This window comes from Corynebacterium sp. NML 150383 (genome assembly GCF_002285085.1).
Lineage (GTDB): Bacteria > Actinomycetota > Actinomycetes > Mycobacteriales > Mycobacteriaceae > Corynebacterium > Corynebacterium gottingense.
This window is the reverse complement of record NZ_NSGK01000012.1, coordinates 18,726-43,586: the sequence shown is the minus strand read 5'-3', so window position 1 is coordinate 43,586 and position 24,861 is coordinate 18,726. Positions and strand designations below refer to the sequence as shown.

Below are 24,861 nucleotides of genomic sequence, written 5' to 3'. Positions count from 1 at the left end.
CAGGTGTGTATAAAAATGGTCTATGACGACCTTCACAAAGACCACCGCCGCAATGATCGCCGCCACAATTCTGCTCGCGCCCGCTGCCCACGCCGATGACGCTGACGTCGACACGGACTGGACCGGCGGACACCCGCTGCCCGAGGGCACCGAGGTGCCGCACGAGCCGGGGTATGGCTCGGCCTGGAGGATGTACGACGTGATCAAGTTCGGAGACCCGAATTTCCGCAACAGCGAGGTCCGGGGAGTGCGCGTCATCGGTGACTTTGATGCGGACCAGATGCTGTGCTCCATGAACTTCAAAGGTGGTGTGGGTACCTGCTACGTCGACGGCCAGCAGGTGACCGACTTGGGCTGGGCCACGGGCGGCAAACTCGTTACCGCTGACGCCAAGATCGCACCGTTTACTCCCATCATTCAGACGTTCGCCAGCCTCGAGCACCGGCTCTCTAGTTCTGCGAGCTAAAAGAACGCTAGGGTGGGCACCATGTCTTTAGCTTCTCGTGAACGTGAAAACCTTGGCGCCCTCCTTTTGCAGTTGGGTCCCGACGCCCCGACGCTGCTCGATGGCTGGACCACCCGCGACCTTGCTGCGCACCTGTACGTGCGTGAGCACCGCCTTCCGTGGGGGCTTGGCAACTTCTTCTCGCCGTTGGCCAAGAGGCTGGGCAAGGAGATGGACAAGGCTCGGAACCGTCCGTACGAGGACAACATTCAGGATTGGCTCGCCGGTCCGAGCAAATTCGCCGCGCCCCTTTTTGCGCCGCTGAACACGGGCGAAAACTTTGTCCACCACGAGGACGTCCGCCGCGCGCAGGGCACCGATGTGCAACCGAGGGAGCTCAGCGCCGCCGCGCAGGAGCGCCTGCTCAAGTCCGCGACCAGCTACGGCAAGGTGACGCTGCGCAAGGCGCCGGTCCCGGTGATTCTCACGCCGGAGCACCTGCCGCCCGTCACGCTGGGCGACAAGTCCGGTGTCTCGGACCAGGGCGATCGTGTCGTCCGCGTCTTCGGTGACCCGAGCGAGCTACTGCTGTGGGTCGTCGGCCGTGCCGCAGTGGCAAAGGTGCGGGTGGACAACGAGGAACTGCTCGAGGGCTACGAGATGTCCGTCGGATAGTCGGTTTCTTAAGGGGCCAATGGGGGAGTGGCTCCCCTCGATGTGGCGAGGTTTTTCCGCGCCACCCCGAGTTGCCTATGGGAAGTATGTGACTCGAGGTATTAGAGTGACAGCCATGTCTGTCAAAAATTCCGCACCACGCTCAACGCGTCCCCGCTCGAGCGGGTCGTCGACGCGGCGCAATGGCCCCGTGTCGCTGACGCACCCGCCGACATCATCAATGGTGGCCGCGGAAACTGCCGACGAGCGCGTCGGCTCGGCCACCAGCGTGGTCGGTCGCTCCATCGGCGCGGCAGCAAGCTCTGCGGCGCGCGGGGTGAGGGGCGTGTTCGGGGGCCTGTCCCGTCGCGTCAGCGGTGGCCGTGATGGCCGCGGAAGTCGCAGTGGTCGCTACGCCACCGACGAAGAACTCGACGACAGCTTTGACCCGTTTGATGATGAAGAGGAGCACGTGCAACAACGCACCCGTACGAGGAGCGCAAAGCGATCCGCCCGCCGCGGCGACGACCATAACGACTACGCCGACCACAACGACTACGACGATTATGACGATCGTGGCGAGCAGGCCGAACTCGGAGACGACGGCAAGGGGCTTCCGCGGCGCGGTCGCGACAGCATTGCTGAGCACGCGGATGCGTGGGGGCTACTCCTTATCGGCCTTGCTGCGGTCATCGGTGCATCGGTGTGGTTGGACATTGCCGGTCCGATCGGCGAGCTCATCGCCACAGTGACCCACTGGGTAATCGGCGCTGGCGCGCTCATCCTGCCGGTCCTCCTCGTCGGGATCGCCATCGCGTTGATGCTCAATGTGCGCACGCCGCGGGACGTCCGCAACCGGGTCTCGCTGGGCCTGGGCATTATCGCGGTGGCCATGCTCGGACTCGTCCACGTCTTCGCCGGCAACCCCGCAGATTGGGAGACGCGCCGCATCGCCGGAGGTGTCATCGGCGCATACACCGGCGGCCTTTTGGCCAAGGGCTTCTCCTCGTACGTTGCGATCCCGCTCCTCGCACTCGTGATCGTGTACGGCGCGCTGAAAACCACCGGTATTACCGTGCGCCAGGCGTACGACTACGTCGTCGCGCGCATTTCCGAGCTTTTCGACGCCACCAGAATTCCAAGCGACGACGACGTTGACGATGAGGACGCTGACGGCTTGGACGACGATTTGTACGGCCACGTCGAACGGGACCTGGACGACATCGCCGAAGGACGCGAGCGCCGCTACAACCGTCGGCCCGCGCAGCGACGGGAACGCCCCGCCCGGCCCGACCGCGCCGAGCGGCCCGACCGCGAGGAGGCGCGCCGAGAGCGTCTGCGCCGAACCCGCCCGCGCCGCCGCACCCCGATGGACAACTACCCGACGGACGAGCAGCACTCCGATCCGACCGAGGCGTTCGACCGACAGCGGGTGGACGACTTCGGCGAACCGGTCACGGAGGCCTTCGATGCTCCTGCCGAGCCCGAGGTACACGACGATCCTGCCCCGGCGTCTTCGAAGCGCGGCACTACCCGCGCACGCAAGCACAGTGACGACGGGGAGACCAAGGTCCTGAAGCGCACCGCGGAAGCCGCGGGCGGCGTTGCGGGCGCTGCAGCCGGGGCCGCAGGCGCGGCGAAGGCTGCAGGGGCCGCAGGTTCCACTGCGGCGGCGGGCGCTGCTGCTGGCGCGGGCGCTTCCGTGGCGGGTGCCGCCGCTGAGGCAGCCGGTGACGCAGTGAGCAGCTCCCGCGAAGCCGTGCGCAAGGCGATCGTCGCCCGCTCCGGGGTCGACGCCTCCGCGGTTCCGGCCTCAACACCGAAGTCCGAGGTGGAGGCAGCGAGCGTCGACCCGGCGCAGCAGCGCGCGCGCAAGATTCAGCGCAACTCGGACTACGCGCTGCCATCGACGGACTTGCTTATCCAGGGCAGCGCTCCGAAGACGCGCACCGAGGCGAATGACCGCATGATCGAGGCGATTACGGACGTCTTCGAGGAGTTCAAGGTCAACGCCCAGGTCACCGGATTTTCGCGCGGCCCGACAGTGACGCGCTACGAGGTCGAGCTCGGCCCAGGCGTGAAAGTCTCCAAGATTACCAACCTGCAGTCCAACCTGGCGTACGCGGTGGCGACGGACAACGTACGCCTGCTGACCCCGATCCCGGGCAAGTCCGCCGTGGGCATCGAGGTGCCGAACCGCGACCGCGAGATGGTCCGACTGCGCGACGTGCTCGACGCGCCGAAGGTGGCCACCGACGAGGACCCGATGCTTATCGGCCTGGGCAAGGACATCGAGGGCGACTTCATCGCGTCCTCGGTGCAGAAGATGCCGCACCTGCTGGTGGCCGGCTCGACCGGTTCCGGTAAGTCCGCCTTCGTCAACTCGATGCTGGTGTCGCTGCTCACCCGCGCGACCCCGGAGGACGTCCGCCTGATCCTCGTGGATCCCAAGATGGTCGAGCTGACTCCGTACGAGGGCATCCCGCACCTGATCACCCCGATCATTACGCAGCCGAAGAAGGCGGCGGCCGCCCTCCAGTGGTTGGTGGAGGAGATGGAGCAGCGCTACCTGGACATGAAGCAGGCGCGCGTGCGCCACATCAAGGACTTCAACCGGAAGGTCCGCAGCGGCGACATCCAGGCACCGCCCGGCTCGGAGCGCGAGATGCGCCCGTACCCGTTCATCGTGTGCGTGGTCGACGAGCTCGCCGACCTGATGATGACCGCGCCCAAGGAGATCGAGGAGTCGATCGTGCGCATCACGCAGAAGGCGCGTGCAGCCGGCATCCACCTGGTGCTCGCGACGCAGCGCCCCTCCGTGGACGTCGTCACCGGCCTGATCAAGACCAACGTGCCTTCGCGCCTCGCGTTCGCCACCTCCTCGTTGACTGACTCTCGCGTCATCCTGGACCAGGGCGGCGCCGAGAAACTCATCGGTATGGGCGACGGCCTGTTTATCCCGCAGGGTGCCGGCAAGCCGCAACGCATGCAGGGCGCCTTCGTCACCGACGAGGAAATTCAGGCAGTGGTCGACGCCGCGAAGTCCCAGGACGAGCCCGACTACGTCGAGGGTGTCACCGAGGAGAAGCAGGCAGAGAAGAAGGTCATCGACGACGACATTGGAAAGGACCTCGACGACCTGCTCGAGGCCGTCGAACTGGTTGTCACCTCCCAGCTCGGCTCGACGTCGATGCTGCAGCGCAAGCTGCGCATCGGCTTTGCCAAGGCGGGCCGCCTCATGGACCTCATGGAGTCCCGCGGCGTCGTTGGCCCGTCCGAGGGCTCGAAGGCCCGCGAAGTGTTGGTCAAGCCCGAGGAGCTGGAGACCATCATTTGGATGATCAAGGGCGCGGACCCCGCGGAGGCACCCAAGGAGCAGTCGCTTGACGACGACGCGCCGTCGCCAAGCGACGCCCCAGACGCATCGGGCGACGACACCCGCACGGTGGAGGCGACCTACAACCCGACTGGCGGGGCGTTCTAGATGTCGCACCGTAGCTCGAGGAGATTCTCGATCGTCCTGTTTGAGGAATTCGAACTCCTCGACGTGGCCGGGCCGTTGGAGATTCTGTCCAAGGTTGAAGGGTGGGACACCGAGTTACTCTCACCAGATGGGAGACCGGTGGGCGCGTCCCAGGGCGTGCGATTCGAGGTCGATGGCTCCTACGCGCAGAAAAGCGGCGACGTGCTCTTTATCCCCGGAGGGCTCGGGACGCGAACGCTTGCCCGTGACGAGGAATTTCTTCGAAATCTCACCTCGATGGCGAACGGCGCGAGTGTCCTCATGTCGGTGTGTACGGGCTCGGCACTGCTCGCCGCAGCGGGACTCCTTGAGGGATATGCGGCAACCAGCAACAAGCGGGCATTTGCATGGGCCACTGGCTTCGGGCACGAAATCGACTGGCGCAAATCTGCCCGGTGGGTGCATGACCGCGACCGATGGACGTCTTCTGGAGTGTCGGCCGGGACGGATATGGCGGCGGCATTCGTCGCAGCCGAGTGTGGAGTGGATGTGGCGCGCGAGGTTGCTTCCGCTATCGAGCTCCGCCTGAACCTTGACGCTGACGAGGACCCGTTCGCGGTGTAGCCGTGACTCGCGCGGCGCACAGGGTGGTGTATTGTTGGACGAGCTTGGAGGGGAGTACCCCGTAAGCGCCTGGACCGTCAACACGGAAGCGTCGGTAAGCGATTGCCCCGGTCTGGGCCGCCCCGCGCTGGGTGGGGGAGACCTCCGGTCATCTTTGTTCGAACTCTGACCGGAGGATATGTCTATGCATGTGCCCCTGTATATCTGGCTCATCACCTCAGCGGTGATTCTCGGCTTCTTCGTCTTTGACTTCGTCTCGCACGTGCGAAATGCGCACGAGCCCACGATGAAAGAGTCCGGAGGTTGGGCCGCCTTCTACATGACGATGGCCGCAATCTTTGGCGGCATCGTTTGGTGGCTCTGGGACGCCGAGCACGGCGTACAGTTCTTCACGGGCTACATCACCGAGCTTTCACTGTCGGTGGATAACCTGTTCGTGTTCGCCTTGATTATGGGCGCGTTTAAAATCCCTCGGGCGTACCAGCAAAAGGTGCTGCTGATCGGCATCGTCATGGCGCTGGTCTTCCGCCTCCTGTTCATCCTGCTGGGTGCGGTGATCATCGAGGCCTGGTCGGACGTGTTCTACCTGTTCGCAGCTTTCCTGATCTACACGGCGATCAAACTCGTCTACGACGAGGCGACCGACCAGCCCGACGAAGACCCGAATGACATGTTGGTGGTGAAGACGCTGCGTAAGGTCATTCCGGTAACCAAGTCGTATCACGGCGACCGACTCGTGTCGAAGACTGAGGCGGGGAAGAAGGCAGTGACCCCACTGTTTGTGGCGCTGCTGTCCATCGGGTTTATCGACGTGATGTTCGCGTTCGACTCCATTCCGGCTATTTTCGGTATCACTCAGGAGTCGTTCCTGGTCTTCACCGCGAACGCCTTCGCGCTGCTGGGCCTGCGTCAGCTGTACTTCTTGCTCAACGGCCTGCTGGACAAGCTCGTGTACCTGCCGTACGGGCTCGCGATCATCCTGGGCTTCATCGGTGCAAAGCTGCTCCTGCATGCACTGCACGAGAACAACTTGCCGTTCATTAACGGGGGCGAGGGCCTCTCAGTACCGGAGGTTGGCACCGTCACCTCGCTGGTGGTGATTGTGGGCGTGCTCGTGGTCACTGCGGTGGCTTCAATCCTCAAGGATCGGGCCGACGTGAAGGCCGGCAAGGTGGATCCGAACGAGATGAGCTACCACATCGACTATGACGACCATGGCAACCGCCGCAAGGTGGACAAGCACGGTCACCACGTCGAGTGGGTCGATGATCCGGCTACCTCCGGCAAGGGAGATCACACCGCCACGGGTTCGCGGGAGACGGATCACCTGCACGTCGCCCGCGGCGGTAAGAAGTAGGGACGAGGGGCGTCCCGGGCGGAAACGCCGGCTTACTTCTCGGCGAAGATATTGCTCACCGGGTTCCACTCGTGGACCTCGCGGGACGCGAGCGCGGACTTCTCGGTGTAGGGGTCCGCGTCCATAATTTCCTCGGCGTCCGCGACCGTGGCGGTGTCCGGCAGCTGCAGGATGATGAGTGCCTGCTCGCCGCCCGCGTACGGGCCGGAGCCGACGATCCGTCCCAGCGACAGCTGGCTGGCGATGAATTCGCGGTGGGCGGGGCGGGTGGCGTCGACAAGCGCCGTGTCCTCGCCGTAGGTATAGGTAAACGCAAAATACTTCATGGGTGGCAGTCTAGGCCACGGCGAATGGGTAGGTAGGCTGGTTTTTGTGAAGACTCAGTCCAATTGGAATCTGCCGAACGCTCTGACGTCGCTGCGAATTCTGTTTATCCCCGTGTTCGCGTGGCTTGTGCTCACGCAACACTGGTGGTGGGCCTTTTGCCTGTTCGTTGCGCTCATGATCACGGACAAGCTCGACGGTGACATCGCCCGCGCGCGCAATATTGTCACCGACTTTGGCAAGATCGCGGACCCGATCGCGGACAAAGCACTGATGATCACCGCGCTGGTGACGCTCAACATCGCCAGCTCCTTGCCCGTCTGGATCACGGTGGTCATCATCGTCCGCGAGCTGGGCATCACATTCTGGCGCATGTGGATGCTACGCCAGGGCCACGTCGTTCCAGCTTCCAAGGGCGGCAAGCTCAAGACGGTGCTGCAGACCGTCGGCGTGGGCATGTACCTGTGCCCGCTGCCCGGATGGATGGACATCCCGACGCTTACGGTCATGCTCATCGCCGTCGTGGTTACCGTGGTCACGGGCGTGCAGTACCTCGTGGACGCGCGAAAGGCCAACAATGGAGCGTGAGCTCGTCGCATTGCTTATCGACGCCCCCGCCACCCTCGCCTTCTGTGAATCCCTCACCGCAGGCCTCGCGGCCGCGACCGTGGCGCAGGTGCCGGGCGCTTCCGCAGTGTTGCGGGGCGGCCTGGTCACCTACGCGACGGACCTGAAGGAGTCGCTGGCTGGGGTACCGCACGCGGTGCTGGAAGCGAACGGCCCCGTTAGCCCCGTCACGGCGCGCGCCATGGCCGAAGGCGCGCGCCGAGTCTGTGGTTCGGACTACGGCGTCGCGCTGACTGGCGTTGCCGGACCCGACCCGCAGGACGGGCACCCGGTTGGCGAGGTGTGGGTCGGCATCGCGGGTCCGCGACGGAGCTTCGCCCTGGCCGCGGGTGGCACCGAGCCGCTGCGGGGATCGCGCCAGGACATCCGCGAGGCGGCGGTGGGCGCGGCGCTGTCGGCCCTGTACAACGAAGTCCGGGAACAAACACAAGGGGAGGACCGTTAGTACTCGTGATGGCAACTACAACTCTCGTACATGAATCACCGATGATCCAGCCCGCCGCGCTCGACGGCGCGGCTGGGCGCACCCTCGCTCCGGAGGTGCAGGAGCGCGAGCCGCTGCTGCGCGAGGCCCTCGGCATGTCGCTGCGCGCCTACCGCGCCGATAAGGGCGTGACGCTGCGCGAGCTGGCAAAGCAGGCGCGTGTGTCCTCTGGCTACCTCTCGGAGCTGGAGCGCGGCCGCAAGGAGGTCTCTTCTGAGCTGCTCGCGGCCATCTGCACCGCGCTGGACACGTCGGTGGCGGAGCTGCTGATGGAGGTCGTGGCGAACATGTCGCTGCACTCCATTCAGGAGGAATTGGCAACAACTTCACCGGCCGCAGCGGAAGCATAACTCGGCCCAGCACACTAGAGTGTTGGATTATTAGTGTGACTGACAGGTAACGAAAGGTTCTTGAAGTATTATGGCTAACCCGTTTGCGAAGTTCTGGAACTACCTCATGGCGCTCTTTGACAACAAGATCGAGGAGAACGCTGATCCGAAGGTGCAGATCGAGCAGGCCATCGGTGAGGCACAGCGCCAGCACCAGGCGCTGTCGCAGCAGGCTGCGGCGGTGATTGGTAACCAGCGCCAGATCGAGATGCAGCTGAACCGCCGCCTGGAAGAGGTGGAGAAGCTGCAGGCGAACACCAAGCAGGCACTGCAGCTGGCGGACAAGGCCCGCGAGGGTGGAGACGCCCAGAAGGCCCAGGAGTACGAGAATGCGGCCGAGGCCTTCGCCGCGCAGCTGGTCACCGCGGAGCAGAGCATCGAGGAAACGAAGCAGCTGCACGACCAGGCGCTGCAGCAGGCCACCCAGGCCAAGCAGGCGGTTGAGCGCAACGCTGCGCACCTGCAGCAGCAGGTGGCAGAGCGCTCCAAGCTGCTCAGCCAGCTGGAGCAGGCGAAGATGCAGGAGAAGGTCTCGGAGACCATGCAGTCCATGAACTCCATCACCGCCTCCGGCCCGAACCTGGATCAAGTGCGCGACAAGATCGAGCGCCGCTATGCAAAGGCACTCGGCTCCGCCGAGCTGGCAGAGAACTCCGTGCAGGGCCGTATGGCCGAGGTCGAGCGCGTCGGCATCCAGATGGCGGGTCACGGCCGCCTCGAGCAGATCCGCGCGGAGATGTCCGGCGAACTGTCTTCCGGCTCCAAGCCTGCCATCGAGCAGAACGCGCAGGGTGGGGTCGGCAACGCGCAGGGCGCAGCAGGCAACGGCGCGAACGTCAGCGACGACGCTGTCGCGCAGCGCATGCGTGAGCTTCGCGGCGAGAACTAAGGAGGGCGTCGGCGCGAGAGCGTGGCGCAAACGTCAGCATTGATGGCCCGGGCGCGGTTAATCTACCGCGCCGCGGGCCATCAGTGCTTCTCCGATCATGCGCGCTCGCAAGACGGCACGAATCACCAGAGGAATGCCAAACGCGGTGACGGAGAGCCCGAGCCCACGCGCCTTGCGCGCTTCCAGGACCTCATTGGCTGTTGCCAGCATGAGTGGGACGAGCCTGATCGTCAAGGCGATGGCGAGGCTGATTGTGTTTACGGGAACCCCGAAACGCTGGAGTGGCGCAAGGTTGCGATCAAGCGCGTCTAAAAGCGCCTCCACCGTGGTGGTGAGCGTGAGTAGATTCGCTGCGGCGATTGTGGACAAGAGCCCGAAGAACGTAGCGGCAGCTGAGGCGAGACCGTTCTGCCACCAGAGAAACGCGGAGAGGAACGCCAACAGGGGGAGCACTGGCAGCGCCTGCTCCGCTGCAATGCGCGGCGGGATGGCCGCCACGGCGTAGAGGGTGACCACAAGCCCGAGCGCGGCGAGTGCGTGCCACGGGCGCGTGGGGAGCAATGTGACGGCGATGATGAAGACCAGCAGTGCGACGAACTTCGCCGTCGGATGCGCGCGGTGCAGCACCGAGTCGCCGGGGACGTAGACGCCGAGGGGGAGCGTACGGATCACGATGTCTGCTCCATGAGCTCGGTGTAGAAAGCGATCGCTTCGTCGGGGTTCCCGTCGTACGCCAGCTCGCCGTCATTTATGCAGATGACTCGGTCGAAGCCGCGCAGCATGTCCAGGTCGTGGGTGACGACGATCAGCTGCTGGTCCAGCGCGTCGAGCTCCCTGATGATGCGGCGTCGGTTCCGCAGGTCCAGGAGGGTCGTTGGCTCGTCGGCGATGATCGTCTCCGGGCGGATTACCAAGACCGAGGCCAGTGCGAGAAGCTGTTTTTCGCCGCCGGAAAGTGTGTGCGGGGACGACTCAGCCTTGTCACTTAGACCGAATCGTTTGAGCGCTGCGTCGACGCGGTCGCGCACTTCCTGCCGGGGAAGTTTGAAGCGGCGAAGGGAAAACGCGACGTCGTCGCGCACACGAGGCATGACGATCTGCGACTCCGCGTCGGAGAACACAAAGCCCACGCGTTTGCGAATGGCTTTGCCGTCGGTGGAGGGCGACATGGCGTCGAAAAGCACCTGCCCCTCGGACGGCGTGATAAGGCCGTTGATGAGGCGGACGGTAGTGGATTTGCCGGATCCGTTGGAGCCAATGATGCCGATGCGGCGTTCCGTGAGCGTGAGGTTGAGGGGCGCGAGCACTGTGCGGCCGTCGTAGGAGACGGCGGCGCCGCGGAATTCGATGGTGGGCATTAGCGGCGGCGCATGTCGGGGAAGGCGGCGTGGACGGCGAGCGCGATGATGACCATGACGGCGATCTTCGCGGCGTCGGCGGGCAGGAAGGGGACCTGGGCGAGCCATGCGGCACCGAAGGAAAGGTCGGCGCGGAGCATGAGTCCGAAGACGCCGAAAAGGTACTGCAGGGCGAGACCGAGGGTGCCGGCGACGAGGAAGAGGATGACTCGTCCGGCTTTGGACGAGCGGAGCGCGGAGTAGGCGATCGACCCGGCGACGGCCGCGGAGATGATGTAGCCGACGAGGTAGCCTGCGGTGGGGGATCCGAGCGCGTAGAGGGTGGTGCGACCTCCCGCGAGGACCGGGAACGCGAGCCCGATGAGCAGGATGAGGACGACGGAGGCGGTGCCGCGGCGAGCGCCGAGGACCAGGCCGGTGAGGATTGCGGCGGCGTTTTGCAAGACGATTGGCACGCCTGCGGTGCCGACGGGGATGGAGACAAAACCGAGGATCCAGAAGATGGCCGCGAAGACGGCGATGTAGGCAATGTCGACGGCGGTGATACCGGGCTTGGACCCCGCAGTGGCTGCCGGGGTGGTGTGTGTACTCATGGGTGAAACCTTAGTGAACGCTGTTCAACTCGTGCGATGCGGGGAGGGAGCGGTGCGCGTGTAGGTTAGACGGCATGCGTTTGACGGAATTTCGGCAGTTGGTGGAAGACGAATTCGGCTCGGATCGCGCCGGTTGGATTATCCAGTCCCAGGTGCTTTCCGTGGAGGGCGAAACGGCTGCAGAGATGATCGAAAGCGGGGTCGATCCGAAGGTGGCGTGGGAGCGACTGTGTGACTCCTTTGACGTGCCGCAGGAGCGCCGCCTGGGTGTAGACCGGCCTGGGAAGTAGCGCGCGGCCCTTTGTCTGCGGCGCGCTGTGTAGGGGTGGACCCACTTGTGTGTCGCGACGTGTACTCGAACACCTATGCGTGTATAGTCGTTGCGTGTCCGCGCCCTGCCGTAGAGTGCCAATCAGCGCCACAGAAGAAAAAGATTGGTGGCAGAGGGAACCGCACCCCTATGGTCGTGCGTCTAATAGATAAAGGGCGGCCACGGTGCCGCGTGCGAACCTACGAAAGACATAAAGGAGAACAACATGGCTGCGAAGAAGAAGGCTGCCGCGAATAGCGGCAACGAACGTCAAAACGCGCTCGATGCGGCGATGGCTCGGATTGAGAAGGACTTTGGCAAGGGCGCGATTATGCGTCTTGGAGACGATAACCGTCCGCCAATCCAGTCCATTTCTTCGGGCAATACTGCGATTGACGTCGCCCTCGGCATCGGAGGCTGGCCCCGCGGCCGTGTCGTAGAGATCTACGGGCCGGAATCCTCCGGTAAGACGACGGTGGCGCTGCACGCAATCGCGTCCGCCCAGCGCGCCGGCGGTATTGCCGCGTTCATTGACGCGGAGCACGCGCTCGACCCGGAGTACGCGCGCAAGCTCGGCGTGGACACCGATAACCTGCTGGTGTCCCAACCGGATACCGGTGAGCAGGCCCTGGAGATTGCGGACATGCTGGTGCGCTCCGGCGCCATCGACATCATCGTGATCGACTCCGTCGCGGCGCTGACGCCGAAAGCGGAAATCGAGGGCGAGATGGGCGACTCCCACGTCGGCCTCCAGGCCCGCCTGATGTCGCAGGCGCTGCGCAAAATGACCGGTGCGCTGTACAACTCCGGCACCACCGCGATCTTTATCAACCAGCTGCGTGAGAAGATCGGTGTGATGTTCGGCTCGCCGGAGACTACCACCGGCGGTAAGGCGCTGAAGTTCTACGCCTCCGTGCGTTGTGACGTGCGTCGAATCCAGACCCTGAAGGACGGCCAGGATTCCATTGGTAACCGCACCAAGATGAAGATTGTGAAGAACAAGGTCTCGCCGCCGTTCAAGATCGCCGAGTTCGACATCATGTACGGCGAGGGCATCTCCCGCGAGTCCTCCATCATTGACCTCGGCGTGGACAACGGCATCGTCAAGAAGTCCGGCTCCTGGTTTACCTATGAGGGCGACCAGCTCGGCCAGGGCAAGGAGAAGGCCCGCAACTTCCTCAAGGACAACCCGGACCTGGCCAATGAGATCGAGGACAAGATCTTCCAGGCCCTCGGCGTCGGCGCGTACGCCAAGTCCAACAACAGCGAGGGCGATGAGCTTAGCGACGATCCCGTGGACATGGTCCCCAACGTCGACTTCGACGACGACGAAGTCGGCGACGGCGCCCCGGCCGGTGCGTCCGCCGCGGACGCGAAGTAGTGGCGGGCCCACGCGATCGGGGGCCGACCCAGCCTGACCCGGAAAAGCTTGAGCGGCTCAAGGAGGCCGTCGAGGCCTACGAACGCGGCGAGGGGAGCAACCAGCTCTTCGACCGCACTCGGGAGGAGGCCCTGGCCCCAGTGCGAAAGCGGGCGCTGGGGCTGCTCGACCAGCGGGCGCGCTCCCGCGACGAGCTGCGCTCCCGCCTCCTGCGCGCGGAGTTCGAGTCAGAGCTCGTTGAGGACGTTCTTGATGAATTCGAGGGGTCCGGGCTGCTCAACGACGCGGCGTTCGCCCACGAGTGGGTGCGGCAGCGCGCGAAACGGCGCGGGAAGTCATCGCGGTTCCTGGACAGGGAGCTGCAGCAAAAGGGCGTGGCTCAGGCCGATCGTGCCGAAGCCCTAGCGCAGCTCAGTGAAGCAGACGAGGAGGCCACCGCGCGGGCGGTGGCAGAGAAGAAGGCCCGCCAGGTGAGGCACCGCCCCGACGGGCGGGCCGAGTACGACAAGGTGTTGCGACGCATCGTCGGCGCGATGGCGCGCCGCGGCTTCCCCGAGGGGATGGCGCTGCGCCTGGGCCGCGAGGTGCTTGAGCAGCGCCTCGCGGAGCTCGATGGAGAGTGAGTGACGTGGGCGTGGCGTCGAGAGGCGATGCCCCACGCCTACTCGTCAGGGTTGGCAATTTTGGTGTAGTTCGGGTTGTGCCAGTCCACGTTGACGTTGTCTTTGGTTTCCAGGCCCTGGTTGTGCTGCTCGGGAACTTTGGCAAAGAGGTTGCGGCGCGCGCGACCTGCGCGAAGCTGGTGCTCAACGCGTGACGCCAAGCGGGTGAGCAGGAAGTTGATGGCGATCATGATGATGGCCACGACGATGAGCGCAGGGATGTAGTTCTTGTTTGCGGACGCGACCTGAGTGCCCGAACGGACAACTTCGATGTAGCCGATCTGGTAGCCCAGTGCCGAGTCCTTCAGTGCAATGACCATCTGAGAGATGAGCGCCGGCAGCATTGCGGCGACGGACTGGGGGAGCAGGATCTGCCACATGGTCTGCCAGTGCGACATGCCCAAGGCCTGCGCTGCCTCCGACTGCCCGCGCGGGAGCGACTTGATGCCGGCGCGAAGGATCTCGGCGATGACGGCGCCGTTGTAGAGCGTCAGCGCGATGACGACGGCCCAGAACGCGAGCCCTTTCGGAGGAACGATCTTGAATACCGCGAAGAGCTGGTACAGGAAGATCATGAGCATGAGCACTGGGATGGCGCGGAAGAACTCAATGATCACGCCGCACAACCAGCGCACCACCTTGGTTTGGGCGAGTCGGCCGAGGCCGAAGATCACGCCGAAGACGATGGCGAAGACGATGGAGAGCGCAGCTGCTTTCAGTGTGCCGAGGAGTCCAGGCAAGATGTAGGTGGTCCAGGTGTTGGCCTGGACAAAGGGGGTCCACTTTGCGGCCTCGAGCTGGCCGTTGCCGGCGAGTGTGCTCATCACCCACCACGCGGCCGCAGCGAGGACCGCGATGGTGACAGCGGTGTAGATGTAGTTGCGTTTGACGGCGTTGGGGCCGGGGGCGTCGTAAAGAACTGTTGCGCGTACGGACATTAGCGCTTCACCGCCAATCGGTCAGAAAGCCAGCCGAGGGCGAGGCCCATCGGCAGGGTGAGGATGAGGAACCCGGCGGCGAAGACGCCGAAGACGACGAAGAGCTCGTTGGCATGGAACTCGATCGTGGACTTCATCAGCAGCGATGCCTCGGCGACACCGATGACTGACGCGATGGTCGTATTCTTGGTCAGCGCGATCAGAGTGTTGCCCAGTGGCACGATCGCCGCGCGGACGGCCTGCGGGAAAATAATGAGCGAGAAAATTTGCCCGAAGCTCAAGCCCAATGAGCGGGCAGCTTCGGCCTGGCCGAAGTGGACGGTGTTGATGCCGCTTCGGAGCGACTCGGCAACGAAACAGCTGGTGTACAGGATGAAGGCGAGCACCGCGAGGCGGAAGTTCTGATCCGCGATGAACGTCGAGGAGTCCCTGCTGGCCAGTTCAAGCCCGAGGTTTTGGTACAGACCGAACGAGCAGAAGAGCACGACTAGGGTGAGTGGGGTGTTTCGCACCGTTTCGATGTAGGTGGTGGCGAGCCCGCGCAACACACCGACCGGCGAGACGCGCATTGCCGTCAGCAGCGTGCCTAAGAGCATCGCGCCGATGGCCGAATAGACGGTGAGCCGGATTGTGGTGAAGAATGCGGGCCAAAGCTTTGGCAGCAGGTCGGCCCATAGGGCGTCCATAGTTGACTCCTCGGTGCAGTGCGGTGAGTAGATTGGGGGCTGGCGCGGTGCGCGCGGGCGCGTGGGGAGCGCCTACTGTTCCAGGAAGGACAGGTCGCCCGGCTTGTCCTGCTCGACACCTACGCCGCCCTCGAGGTTTTCGTCGACGAACGTGTCAAAGGAGCCGTCCTCGTACATTGCCTTGAGCGCGGTATTGATGGCGTCGACGGTTTCGGTGTCGTCCTTGGTCACGCCGATGCCGTAGTGCTCGTTGGTAAACTGCTCGCCGTCCTTTTTCAGCTCCACGACCTTGAAGTCACCCGGGGACTGGGCCGCGTAGCCGCCCAAAATAGTGTTGTCTGTGGTCAGCGCGTCGACGTTGCCGTTGCGCAGCGCCTCGACGCACGAAGAGTAAGTGTCGTACTCCTGGAGCTGCACGCCGGGGAGCGCGTCCTTGACCTTCTGCGCCGGGGTGGAGCCGGTGACGGAGCACAGGATGCGGCCGTCAAGGTCATCCAGGCCGTTGATGTCATTACCCTCGCTGCGCACGAGCAGCCCCTGGTGGGTGAGCAGGTAGGGGCCGCCGAAGCTCACGGCCTCTGCGCGAGAAGAGTTAATGGAGTAGGTTGCGCCGATGGCGGCGACCTCGCCGTTTTGGATCAGGGTTTCGCGCTGCGCTGATGGGGTTTCGCGCCAGGTGATTTCAGGGTGCTCCCAGCCGTTCGCATCGGCGATGGAATTGACCACGTAGGTCATGATTTCCACGTCCAGGCCGGTCATGGAGCCGTCTGCTTCGCGCAGGCCGAGGCCCGGCTGGTCATACTTGGTGCCCAGGGTGACGCTGCCCGCCTCAATTTGGGCGAGTAGGCCGTCGCCGCTCTCGCTCGAGGTGCCGCCGCACGCGACGAGCATGGTGGCGGTGAGCGCTGCGATGGACGTGGTTGCCAGGGCGCGGAAGATGCGGTTCATAAGTGGTCTCCTTTGGGATTGGGATGAGGGGAAGGGAAGGGAAGGGCGTAGGGGGTTAATGCGGAAGGATTTTGGCCAGGAAGTCCTTGGCACGATCCGACTGCGGGTTGGTAAAGAAGGATTCTGGGTCGGAGTCCTCCACAATCTCGCCGTCAGCCATGAAGAGGATCCGGTCCGCCACTTTGCGGGCGAAGCCCATTTCGTGTGTGACTACGACCATGGTCATGCCGGATGCGGCGAGTTCGCTCATGACGTCCAGGACTTCTCCCACCATCTCGGGGTCGAGGGCGGACGTGGGTTCGTCGAAAAGCATGACCTTCGGGTCCATGGCCAGGGCACGCGCGATAGCGACGCGCTGCTGCTGACCGCCGGAAAGCTGCGCCGGGTACTTGCCTGACTGGTTGCCAATGCCAACCCGGTCGAGCAGCTCGTTCGCGCGGTTGACTGCGTCCGATTTGCTGTGCTTGCGCACCTTGATGGGGCCGAGCGTGACGTTGTCACGGATGGTCAGGTGCGGGAACAGGTTGAACTGTTGGAACACCATGCCCACGTCGGCGCGCAGCTTGGCAAGGTCTTTCCCTTCCTCAGGAAGGAGCTTGCCGTCGATGTGGATCGAGCCTTCCTCGATGGTTTCGAGGCGGTTGATCGTGCGACACAGGGTTGACTTGCCGGACCCGGATGGGCCAAGCACAACGACAACCTCGCCTCTGGGAACGGTGAGATTGATGTCAGTCAGGGCGTGGAAGTCACCGAAATACTTCTGCACGCCCTCCATGAGAATCATGGGTTCAGCAGCCTGTGTCATGCATATAACATTTAGCTGATTCAAGTGATCTGTGACATGCTTTTGTGAAACTTTGTGTAAACCTCCCCCAAACTGTGGGTAACTCGAGCGGCGTGGGCGGCGGAATTCCCGGTTATGCTGCGGGCGTTGGCGGCGATACACTGTGCAACCGTGACGCAGCAACAGAATCTTCAGGGGCAAGAAGTGACCAGCGGTGGAGCCGGTCGCACCTACGAGGTGCGCACCTTCGGCTGCCAGATGAATGTGCATGACTCGGAGCGGCTTTCCGGCATGCTTGAACGCGCCGGGTACGTCGCCGCGGAGCAGGAGACCGAAGCCGACCTCGTGGTCTTCAACACGTGCGCGGTGCGCGAAAACGCGGACAAGCGCCTCTACGGCACGCTCGGCCAGTTGAAGAAGACCAAGGAAGCGCACCCCGGCATGCAGATCGCTGTCGGTGGCTGCCTGGCGCAAAAGGATCGGGACACGGTCCTGGAAAAGGCCCCCTGGGTCGATGCCGTGTTTGGCACCCACAACCTGTCGGCGCTGCCCGCGCTGCTGGACCGCGCTCGTGTGGAAGACGAGGCGCAGGTGGAGATCGTCGAGTCCCTCGAGGTCTTCCCGTCGGTACTGCCGGCGAAGCGCGAGTCCTCGTACGCGGGCTGGGTGTCCGTGTCCGTCGGCTGCAACAACACGTGCACCTTCTGTATCGTGCCGAGCCTGCGCGGCAAGGAAGCGGACCGCCGACCCGGCGACATCCTGGCAGAGGTCCAGGCGCTGGTGGACCAGGGGGTGTCCGAAATTACGCTCCTGGGCCAGAACGTGAATGCGTACGGCGTGAACTTTGTCGACCAGGACCTGGAGCGCGACCGCTCCGCGTTCTCCAAGCTCCTGCGCGCCTGCGGCGACATCGAGGGGCTCGAGCGCGTGCGCTTCACCTCTCCGCACCCGGCCGAGTTCACCTCTGATGTCATCGACGCGATGGCGGAGACGCCGAACGTGTGCCCGCAGCTGCACATGCCGCTGCAGTCCGGCTCGGACAAGGTGCTCAAGGACATGCGCCGCTCCTACCGCACCAAGAAGTTCCTCGGAATTCTCGACGAGGTGCGTGAAAAGCTCCCGCACGCGGCGATCACCACCGACATCATCGTCGGCTTCCCCGGCGAGACCGAAGAGGACTTCCAAGGCACCCTCGACGTGGTGGAGCAGGCGCGCTTCAGCTCGGCGTTTACCTTCCAGTACTCGCCGCGCCCCGGGACCCCGGCCGCCGAGATGGAGGACCAGGTGCCGAAGGAGGTCGTGCAGGACCGGTTCGAGCGCCTCGTCGCCCTGCAGGAGCGTATTAGCGAGGAGGAGAACGCGAAGCTGGTGGGCACCGACCAGGAGCTGCTCGTCCAGGCCGACGGGGGCCGCAAGAACGACCGGACCCACCGCGTGTCCGGCCGCGCCCGTGACGGCCGACTCGTGCACTTCACACCCGAGGGCAACATCGACGGCGAGATCCGCCCGGGAGACATCGTCCACGTGACCGTGACTGACTCCAAGCCCCACTTCCTCATCGCGGATTCGGGTGTGCGCTCGCACCGCCGCACCAAGGCGGGCGATAACTCGGCCGCAGGTGAGGTGCCCACCACGGCGCCGGTCGGGGTGGGCCTGGGCTTGCCGACGATCGGCCGCCCCGCCACTAACGCGGACCCCGCAACCGGCACCGCCGCAGCGGGCGGCGCGTGCGGCTGCAACTAGACTCACTGCCCGAACCACTTCCACGCACACTCATTGGAGGCCACCATGGCGCAGGCACCACACCCCGAGGACAATCGGCTCGCCGAGCAGAGCGCGGCCGCCCACACCTACAAGGGCGGCGATGCCAAGCAGGCCGCACGCGCCGAGAAGGCGGCGGGCGCGACCATCCCGGTCAACGCGGGGTTCTGGGTGCTTGCCGGCTGCGTCGTGGTGTACCTCATTGCACTCTTCCTCCCGTTTGCGGGCGGGGTGAGCGGCTGGCAGTTCGTGGGGGTTACGGGGGCGTCGGAAAGCGTTCAGGCGAAGCTCACGGAGACCGTGTTCCTGTGGCTGTCGCTGGCCGGGCTGGGCGTGCTCACGACGGTGGCGCTGGCTACCCGCCGCTTCGTCTTCGCTGCGCCTGCGTGGATGCTCACGACGGTCGCACTGTTTGCGTCTGTGCTCGCGCTGTGGCTCCGCCGCACTAGCGATGCGTTTGACCAGGGATTTCACCACGGCCCGGGCAGCTACCTGGCCATCCTCGCGGTTGCAGTGGCCACGTTCGCCTTCATCCCGGTGATCACCCGCCGCGACGCAGCCCAGCGGGCGGCCGGTGAGCGCCGCGCGCTACTCGACGACACCGACGACGTGGCCAAGGCCCAGCAGGAAGCCACCCGCCAGGCCCAGGGATACGCCGAGAACCCGCTGCTTATCGACGATCGCCGCGCCCGGGCCGCCGAACGCCACCGCCAGCACCCCTCGGACTAGGTGGACTGACCGGGGCCGACCCGCGCGGAGCGGAGAATCGGTATGGTGGAGGGCCAGACTTTACCTGTTCCCCACATGGAAGGACTTGTGTATGCGTTGGGTTGTTTCGATCGGCGGCGCCGTCGTCGGTGCCCTCTTCTTCGGGTGGCTGTTGCAGATGCTGGGCATCACCGGCATTCTCTACACCATTCTGGTGCTGGTCGGCTCGGCGGCAACGTCGTCCGCCGCGAACGCACTCTACCGGCCGCGCAGCTAATCCGTCTCCTCGAGCTTCTGCCAAGCTGTCGTGGCGGAGGCAGGCTCCGCGGAGAGCGCCCGCATGATGGATCCCGCAGCTGCGGAACCGGCGGGGTACGAGCAGTAAGCGGTCGCCAGGTCCTCCCACACATCCCGCGCGTGCTCGAGCGTGGCGCGAATGAGCCCCGCGCCGAGGCAGCGACCGCGATGCTCGGGCAGCACGTAGACGAGCCCAAGCTCACAGACCTTCGGGTCATCAGAAAGGTAGCGGACAACCTCGCACAGACCGGCGATCTCGCCCGCGACACGGACGATCCCGGTGAGCTGCAAACCGCCGCGGTCGGTCAGCCTGGCGCCCGCGTCTGTGATGCGCTGGAGGTCCCACTCGATGGTGTCCAGGCGCAGGTCGCCGCGCGGGTAGTCGCGTGAGGCTGCGGTAAGCAACCGGCCGAATTGCTGCGCCTCGCCCGGCGCGCCGGTGCGGTTCGTGCGGAAGCCGGGGCCCTCCACGACCTGGATGTCACCGGCCGGAGCGGGGAGTGCCGAGATGTGCTCGACCGGAAACGTCGCCTGATCCTCGCGGAACGCGGGCGCGTAGCCGAACTCCTCGGCGGTCGGAGGGGTAAATTCGCCCGGCGCGTGGGTCACCCAGATGTGTCTAGTGGGGCGCTCGAGTTGGGTCGACAGGGCGTCGACAAGCGAGAGTGCGGCACGCCAAGGTTCGTCCGGGACGGGTTCTCCTGGTAGGGGTGCGATCGCGGCGTCGAGGGTGATGTTTGCCTCGATGACGGTGAGGTCCTCGAGGAGCGGCAGGGAGACGAAGACCCACGCCTGGACGTGCTCGAGGTCGGCTGCGAACAACTCGGGGTATCCGAGGTCGGTGACGGGGCGCGGTGCGCGCGCATCCGTGAGCGCGAAGAGGTACGCAGTCGACTCAGCTGACGGCTCCAGGCGTTTCGCTATGTGTGACGCGGTGACGCCTGAGGTGGCCATGCCAGTGATGTCCTGGATGGCAAGGGTGGCGGAAAAGGCGTACGCCCCGACGACGGCGGCCGCCGCATCGTGTGCTGCGTCGTCTGCGGCAGCGTGTGGTGCGGAGGAGTCGGGCCGGGGCGCGAAGAGTTGCGGGGTGAGCACTAGTTGTCCTAGTTGTCGTTAACCGCCTTGGACGCCACGTCGGCGAACTCCTGCCATTGGGCGGCCTGCTCGCGCAGCTCTGTTGCCTTTTTCGCGTTGCCCTGTTGTTCTGCAGCCTCAGCCTGCTTGGTCAGGTCATCTGCCTTGACCTGGAACTGGTTTGCCTTGGCCTGCGCTGCCGGGTCGGTTTTGCGCCAGCGGGATTCCTCCGCATCTGCGACGCGCTGCTCAAGCGCGCTGATCTTGTCCTCGTACTCGCGGACCTTTCCGCGGGGGACGTAGCCAATCTCATCCCACTTGTCCTGCAGCTCGCGTAGCTTCGCCTTTGCGCCGCCGAGGCCCTTCGACGGGTCAATGAGCGGCTCGTACTCTGCGATCAGCGCGTCCTTGGCCTGCGCGTTCGCTGCAAACTCGCGGTCACGTTCGGCGTTGACGGCGTCGCGGGCGCCGAAGAACTTGTCTTGTGCCGCCCGGAACTTGGCCCACAGCTTGTCGTCGGCGTCGCGCGGGGCGCGTCCGGCCGCCTTCCACTCCTTCATGAGGTCGCGGTACGCGCGCGCGGTCTCGTTCCAATCGGTGGAGTCCTGCAGGGCCTCGGCGCGCACGACCAGCTCCTCCTTGGCGCGCTTGGCGGCGGCGCGGTTGCGGTCCAGCTCGGCGAAGTGGGAGCCGCGGCGACGGTTGAACGCGTCGCGGGCGCGCGAGTAGCGCTTCCACAGCTGGTCGTCCGTCTTGTGGTCGATGCCGCGAATGGTGCGCCACTCTTCGAGGATGGCGCGGATGCGATCGCCCGCGGCCTTCCACTCATTGGAGTTTTCGGCGAGCTCCTCCGCCTCCGCGGCGAGCGCTTCCTTCCTGGCGATGGCGTCGGCGCGGCGCTGCGCCTTCGCCTCTTGGGCCTGTTGGCCGGCGACGTCCGATGCCGCGATGACCGCGTCCAGGCGCGCGTCCAGGGCGTCCAGGTCGCCGATGACCGCCTGCTCGTCCAGCGTCGACTTCAGTGCCTCGGCCCGCTGGCGAAGCTGCGCGGCGTCGTCCGGGTGGGCTGCCAGGCGGGATTCGATCAGCTCGACCTCGGTGACCAGGTCGTCGAAGCGCTGGCCGTAGTGCGCCAGGCCTTCCTCCGGCGTCCCTGCCTGCCAGGAGCCGATCTGGCGCTCCGTGCCACCGCGCGTGACAAAGACCGCGCCGTGCTCATCGATGCGACCAAACTTGGAGGGGTCAGCGGTGGGCACCGCAGGCGTCTTCGGCGGGACGGGGGACGGGGTGGCAGCCTGCGGGTTTGCGGAACCAGGCACGGGACCGGGCTTGGGCGAGCGGTTCGGCATCGCGGCCGGTGATGGTTTCACGCCCGGCTTCGGAGCGGGGGTCGCCCCGGGCTTCGGAGCTGGCTTCGGTGTCTGGTCCGAGGTGGTCATTGCAGGTCCTTTCCCTACGTTCAAAGTGCCGCGCGACGCGGCTGCCAGTGCCACGCGGCGTCCGTTGTAGGGCGCTGCGTGGCGAGTGCTTCCTCAAACTTTACAGGGGTACCGGCAGCTGCGCGGCCAAACCTTGCTCCGGGAGCGGACCTCCCACCCGGTTGCGCGCCGAGCGCGCCAACTAGAGTGGTGCGGGTGAAACACAGCGCACAGGTCCTCATCATGCCGGGGTCGCCGGCCCTGGTTGACTCCCTCGCCGGGGCCCACGAACCCTCCCGGCGGGTGCTCGGCGCGATCGGCACGGCGGTTGGGCAGGCGGTAGACGCCCTCGGCGCCTCAGGTGCCCGAGAAACAGCGGCGACCATTGACATTGTCTGCCTGCGCAACCAGAAGCACTACACCGCCCACACTGGCTCCTTCGCCGCGTGGGGCGCACCACAGGTCAGCGTCGGCGAGGGAAACTACCTGCCGGAGCTCGTCGCCCGCTACGCGCTCGCGCAACCCTCGCTGGCCGGCCGGAGCACCCGCGTGCGTGAGGTGCGCAGCCACGTGGGAGCACCTGACCCAGGCGTGCTCACCATCGTCGTGGCGGACGGGTCGGCGGGCCTGACCGAGCGCGCGCCGCTCGCGCTCATGCAGGGTGCCCCGGAACTGCACCGCGCAATGGGGCGTTTCGCCGACGGCGAGGATGTCGCGCTGCCCGAGAACTTGGAGGAGCTTGGCGTGCTCGAGCCGGAGCTGTGGTTCGAACTCGCCCGGCTCAACCGGGTGAGCAGCCAGTTGGTTGATTCGGACGCGTCGCTTGGCGTCGGCCGCTACGTTGCGCTGTGGGAGGTGGCATGACTCACGCACCCGAGAGCTCGGTCAGCCCGATCGCTGTCGTTGGCCCCACGGCGTCCGGAAAGTCCGACCTGGGCATCGCGCTCGCCTCGCACGTCGGCGGGGAGGTGGTCAACGTCGACTCCATGCAGCTCTACCGGGGTATGGACATCGGCACCGCCAAGCTCGCCCCCGACGAGCGCGGCGGCATCCCGCACCACTTGCTGGACATCTGGCCCGTCACCAAGTCCGCGTCCGTGGCCGAGTATCAGGCACTCGCCGTCGCCACCGTTGAGGAGATCATGGCGCGCGGCAAGGTCCCCGTCCTCGTCGGTGGTTCGATGCTGTACGTGCAGTCGCTTATCGACGCCTGGACGTTCCCGCCCACCGACCCCGCAGTTCGCCAAAAGTACGAGGACCGCAGGCTCGCCATCGGCACCGACGCGCTGCACGACGAGCTCGCCGCGATCGACCCCGAAGCCGCCCGCGTCATCGAGGACAAGGACCCGCGACGCACGGTGCGCGCGCTCGAGGTCATCGAGCTGACCGGGAAGCCCTTCCAGGCGTCCCAGCCGCCAAAGGACGCGCCGCCGCGCTGGGGGACACGCATCGTGGGGCTGCGCACGAACGCCGAGTGGCTCAACCCACGCGTGGAACAACGCGCGCACCTCATGTTCGAGCGCGGCCTCATCGACGAGGTCGAATCGCTCATCGGTGACGGGCTCGTCCGCGACTCCACCGCCGGGCGCGCCATCGGCTACGCCCAGGTCCTTGACATGATGGCAGGCAAGCTTTCCCACGACGAGGCCGTCGAGTGCACGGTGACCGGCACGCGCCGCTACGTGCGCCGCCAGCGCTCGTGGTTCAACCGGGACCACCGCATCGCGTGGCTCGACGCCGCGTCGGGAGAGACGCTCGAACAGGCGCTGGCCGCGCTGCGTCTAGACTCGCAACCATGACCCAGCCGCAACAGTTCATCAAAGCCCACGCGACAGAGAATGACTTTGTCGTACTCATTGACGTCGACGATCAGCTCGACCTCGCCCCCGAGCAGGTTGCCTGGCTGTGCAACCGACGTGCCGGGATCGGCGGCGACGGCCTGCTGCGCGTCGTGCGTATCGACGGCACCTGGTTCATGGACTACCGCAACGCCGACGGCTCGATCGCCGAGATGTGCGGCAACGGCATCCGCGCATTCGCCCACGTGCTCAAGGCCGAGGGCCTCGAACCCGCCGACGACTTTGACGTGCACACCCGCGCAGGAGTGAAGCGGATCCACGTCGAGCGCTTCGACGAGCGCGACGCCGTCGTTGCCGTGGGCATGGGCACCGTGCGCGCTGGGGCTGACTCGTGGGCGACCATCGGATCGCGCACCTTCGAAGGCGTCGCCGTCGATGTGGGAAACCCGCACCTCGCTGCGGTCGTACCCGGCATGACCCCTGAGGAACTCGCAGCCATGGAACTGTCCGCCCCCGAGTTTGACGCTGCCGTGTTCCCGGAGGGCGTCAACGTGGAGCTCCTCACCGAGGCGCGCGACGGGCAGTGTTCCATGCGCGTCTGGGAGCGTGGCGTAGGAGAGACCCGCTCCTGCGGGACTGGCACCGTCGCCGCCGCGGCCGCCGCGCTGCGTGCCGCAGGCGAGGCGGCTGGGACCGTCACTGTGCGCGTCCCCGGCGGTGCGGTGGAAGTTGCAATCAGCGAAGACTCAGTAAATTCGGAGCAAACCGCGCGCATGACGGGCCCCTCGCGTATCGTGGCGCATGGAGATGTCATCCTTCCCTGTCCTGCTGCGGACGCCCATTCTCCCTCCGGCGCGCAGTAGATGCTCCTTGAAAGTAGCCGCA

At 65.4% G+C, this 24,861-nt stretch carries 28 protein-coding genes; 18 read left to right on the top strand and 10 right to left on the bottom strand.

Features of this window, described 5'->3' with window-relative positions; all coding sequences use genetic code 11:
- Positions 1-22 precede the first annotated feature (22 nt).
- The 5 genes from CKJ85_RS10555 (at position 23) to CKJ85_RS10535 (ending at position 6,543) form a co-directional block, all read left to right on the top strand.
- Positions 23-466 (top strand): hypothetical protein, encoded by a 444-nt coding sequence (locus tag CKJ85_RS10555; RefSeq protein ID WP_095554283.1) that lies wholly within the window; start codon positions 23-25, stop codon positions 464-466.
- Positions 467-487: 21 nt separating this feature from the next.
- Positions 488-1,120, top strand: a complete 633-nt coding sequence (locus tag CKJ85_RS10550) for a TIGR03085 family metal-binding protein (protein ID WP_095536844.1) — start codon at positions 488-490, stop codon at positions 1,118-1,120.
- 106 nt (positions 1,121-1,226) lie between these two features.
- Positions 1,227-4,583 carry a DNA translocase FtsK gene (locus CKJ85_RS10545; protein ID WP_369825040.1) on the top strand — a complete coding sequence of 1,119 codons (3,357 nt, stop codon included), beginning with the start codon at positions 1,227-1,229 and terminating at the stop codon, positions 4,581-4,583.
- A complete protein-coding gene (locus CKJ85_RS10540; RefSeq protein WP_095554281.1) occupies positions 4,584-5,186 on the top strand; it encodes a DJ-1/PfpI family protein in 603 nt (200 codons plus the stop codon). It begins immediately after the preceding gene.
- 184 nt (positions 5,187-5,370) lie between these two features.
- Positions 5,371-6,543, top strand: a complete 1,173-nt coding sequence (locus tag CKJ85_RS10535) for a TerC family protein (protein ID WP_095554280.1) — start codon at positions 5,371-5,373, stop codon at positions 6,541-6,543.
- Between the two features lie 32 nt (positions 6,544-6,575).
- Here CKJ85_RS10535 and CKJ85_RS10530 read toward each other — a convergent pair whose 3' ends face one another.
- Positions 6,576-6,869: a YciI family protein gene (locus CKJ85_RS10530; protein ID WP_095545847.1), complete on the bottom strand. Its 294-nt coding sequence runs from the start codon at positions 6,867-6,869 to the stop codon at positions 6,576-6,578.
- 46 nt (positions 6,870-6,915) lie between these two features.
- Between CKJ85_RS10530 and pgsA the strand changes: the two genes are divergently transcribed.
- The 4 genes from pgsA to CKJ85_RS10510 all read left to right on the top strand — a co-directional run bounded on the left by pgsA (position 6,916) and on the right by CKJ85_RS10510 (position 9,256).
- Positions 6,916-7,455, top strand: coding sequence for a CDP-diacylglycerol--glycerol-3-phosphate 3-phosphatidyltransferase (gene pgsA / locus CKJ85_RS10525; protein WP_233127046.1), 540 nt, complete (start codon positions 6,916-6,918; stop codon positions 7,453-7,455).
- Positions 7,445-7,939 carry a CinA family protein gene (locus tag CKJ85_RS10520; protein ID WP_095534764.1) on the top strand — a complete coding sequence of 165 codons (495 nt, stop codon included), beginning with the start codon at positions 7,445-7,447 and terminating at the stop codon, positions 7,937-7,939. The genes pgsA and CKJ85_RS10520 overlap by 11 nt, the downstream gene beginning before the upstream one ends.
- Before the next feature lie 8 nt (positions 7,940-7,947).
- On the top strand, positions 7,948-8,328 hold the full coding sequence (locus CKJ85_RS10515) for a helix-turn-helix domain-containing protein (RefSeq protein ID WP_095534763.1): 381 nt from the start codon (positions 7,948-7,950) through the stop codon (positions 8,326-8,328).
- Between the two features lie 70 nt (positions 8,329-8,398).
- On the top strand, positions 8,399-9,256 hold the full coding sequence (locus tag CKJ85_RS10510) for a PspA/IM30 family protein (protein WP_095554279.1): 858 nt from the start codon (positions 8,399-8,401) through the stop codon (positions 9,254-9,256).
- 57 nt (positions 9,257-9,313) lie between these two features.
- Here CKJ85_RS10510 and CKJ85_RS10505 read toward each other — a convergent pair whose 3' ends face one another.
- From CKJ85_RS10505 to CKJ85_RS10495, 3 genes are read right to left on the bottom strand one after another with little or no spacing between them, the layout of a single operon-like run.
- On the bottom strand, positions 9,314-9,928 hold the full coding sequence (locus tag CKJ85_RS10505) for an energy-coupling factor transporter transmembrane protein EcfT (protein ID WP_095554278.1): 615 nt from the start codon (positions 9,926-9,928) through the stop codon (positions 9,314-9,316).
- Entirely contained in the window at positions 9,925-10,614 is a 690-nt protein-coding gene (locus CKJ85_RS10500; RefSeq protein WP_095554277.1) for an energy-coupling factor ABC transporter ATP-binding protein, read from the bottom strand. The genes CKJ85_RS10505 and CKJ85_RS10500 overlap by 4 nt, the downstream gene beginning before the upstream one ends.
- Positions 10,614-11,207: a biotin transporter BioY gene (locus tag CKJ85_RS10495; protein WP_095545844.1), complete on the bottom strand. Its 594-nt coding sequence runs from the start codon at positions 11,205-11,207 to the stop codon at positions 10,614-10,616. The genes CKJ85_RS10500 and CKJ85_RS10495 overlap by 1 nt, the downstream gene beginning before the upstream one ends.
- A gap of 74 nt (positions 11,208-11,281) precedes the next feature.
- On the opposite strand from CKJ85_RS10495, the gene CKJ85_RS10490 reads away from it, so the two are divergent.
- From CKJ85_RS10490 to recX, 3 genes are all read left to right on the top strand, one after another.
- Complete coding sequence (locus CKJ85_RS10490) at positions 11,282-11,497, top strand: DUF3046 domain-containing protein (protein ID WP_095545843.1); 216 nt, start codon at positions 11,282-11,284, stop codon at positions 11,495-11,497.
- A gap of 246 nt (positions 11,498-11,743) precedes the next feature.
- Positions 11,744-12,898, top strand: coding sequence for a recombinase RecA (gene recA, locus CKJ85_RS10485; protein ID WP_095277290.1), 1,155 nt, complete (start codon positions 11,744-11,746; stop codon positions 12,896-12,898).
- The gene (gene recX, locus CKJ85_RS10480) at positions 12,898-13,521 is read left to right on the top strand and encodes a recombination regulator RecX (RefSeq protein ID WP_095554276.1); all 624 of its coding nucleotides are present in this window, start codon (positions 12,898-12,900) and stop codon (positions 13,519-13,521) included. The genes recA and recX overlap by 1 nt, the downstream gene beginning before the upstream one ends.
- 38 nt (positions 13,522-13,559) lie before the next feature.
- Here recX and CKJ85_RS10475 read toward each other — a convergent pair whose 3' ends face one another.
- From CKJ85_RS10475 to gluA, 4 genes are all read right to left on the bottom strand, one after another.
- Entirely contained in the window at positions 13,560-14,498 is a 939-nt protein-coding gene (locus CKJ85_RS10475) for an amino acid ABC transporter permease (RefSeq protein ID WP_095554275.1), read from the bottom strand.
- Positions 14,498-15,184 carry a glutamate ABC transporter permease GluC gene (gene gluC / locus CKJ85_RS10470; RefSeq protein ID WP_095554274.1) on the bottom strand — a complete coding sequence of 229 codons (687 nt, stop codon included), beginning with the start codon at positions 15,182-15,184 and terminating at the stop codon, positions 14,498-14,500. Before gluC ends, CKJ85_RS10475 begins: the two co-directional genes overlap by 1 nt.
- Before the next feature lie 72 nt (positions 15,185-15,256).
- A complete protein-coding gene (locus CKJ85_RS10465; protein ID WP_095554273.1) occupies positions 15,257-16,132 on the bottom strand; it encodes a glutamate ABC transporter substrate-binding protein in 876 nt (291 codons plus the stop codon).
- Positions 16,133-16,187: 55 nt separating this feature from the next.
- Positions 16,188-16,916 (bottom strand): glutamate ABC transporter ATP-binding protein GluA, encoded by a 729-nt coding sequence (gene gluA / locus CKJ85_RS10460; RefSeq protein ID WP_165765357.1) that lies wholly within the window; start codon positions 16,914-16,916, stop codon positions 16,188-16,190.
- A gap of 135 nt (positions 16,917-17,051) precedes the next feature.
- Here gluA and miaB point away from each other — a divergent pair, with 135 nt between their 5' ends.
- From miaB to CKJ85_RS10445, 3 genes are all read left to right on the top strand, one after another.
- Positions 17,052-18,659, top strand: coding sequence for a tRNA (N6-isopentenyl adenosine(37)-C2)-methylthiotransferase MiaB (gene miaB, locus CKJ85_RS10455; protein ID WP_095554271.1), 1,608 nt, complete (start codon positions 17,052-17,054; stop codon positions 18,657-18,659).
- Positions 18,660-18,704: 45 nt separating this feature from the next.
- The gene (locus tag CKJ85_RS10450; protein WP_233127044.1) at positions 18,705-19,406 is read left to right on the top strand and encodes a hypothetical protein; all 702 of its coding nucleotides are present in this window, start codon (positions 18,705-18,707) and stop codon (positions 19,404-19,406) included.
- Between the two features lie 91 nt (positions 19,407-19,497).
- Complete coding sequence (locus CKJ85_RS10445) at positions 19,498-19,662, top strand: glycerol dehydrogenase (protein WP_095277275.1); 165 nt, start codon at positions 19,498-19,500, stop codon at positions 19,660-19,662.
- Here CKJ85_RS10445 and CKJ85_RS10440 read toward each other — a convergent pair.
- Positions 19,659-20,780, bottom strand: a complete 1,122-nt coding sequence (locus CKJ85_RS10440) for a GNAT family N-acetyltransferase (protein WP_233127043.1) — start codon at positions 20,778-20,780, stop codon at positions 19,659-19,661. The genes CKJ85_RS10445 and CKJ85_RS10440 overlap by 4 nt on opposite strands.
- Positions 20,781-20,788: 8 nt before the next feature.
- Entirely contained in the window at positions 20,789-22,198 is a 1,410-nt protein-coding gene (locus CKJ85_RS10435) for a DUF349 domain-containing protein (RefSeq protein ID WP_198947166.1), read from the bottom strand.
- Between the two features lie 195 nt (positions 22,199-22,393).
- Here CKJ85_RS10435 and CKJ85_RS10430 point away from each other — a divergent pair, with 195 nt between their 5' ends.
- From CKJ85_RS10430 to dapF, 3 genes are read left to right on the top strand one after another with little or no spacing between them, the layout of a single operon-like run.
- Positions 22,394-23,041 (top strand): hypothetical protein, encoded by a 648-nt coding sequence (locus CKJ85_RS10430; RefSeq protein ID WP_233127042.1) that lies wholly within the window; start codon positions 22,394-22,396, stop codon positions 23,039-23,041.
- Positions 23,038-23,976, top strand: a complete 939-nt coding sequence (miaA, locus tag CKJ85_RS10425; RefSeq protein WP_095554270.1) for a tRNA (adenosine(37)-N6)-dimethylallyltransferase MiaA — start codon at positions 23,038-23,040, stop codon at positions 23,974-23,976. Before CKJ85_RS10430 ends, miaA begins: the two co-directional genes overlap by 4 nt.
- Complete coding sequence (gene dapF / locus CKJ85_RS10420; RefSeq protein ID WP_095554269.1) at positions 23,973-24,839, top strand: diaminopimelate epimerase; 867 nt, start codon at positions 23,973-23,975, stop codon at positions 24,837-24,839. The genes miaA and dapF overlap by 4 nt, the downstream gene beginning before the upstream one ends.
- The last annotated feature ends 22 nt before the right edge of the window (positions 24,840-24,861 follow it).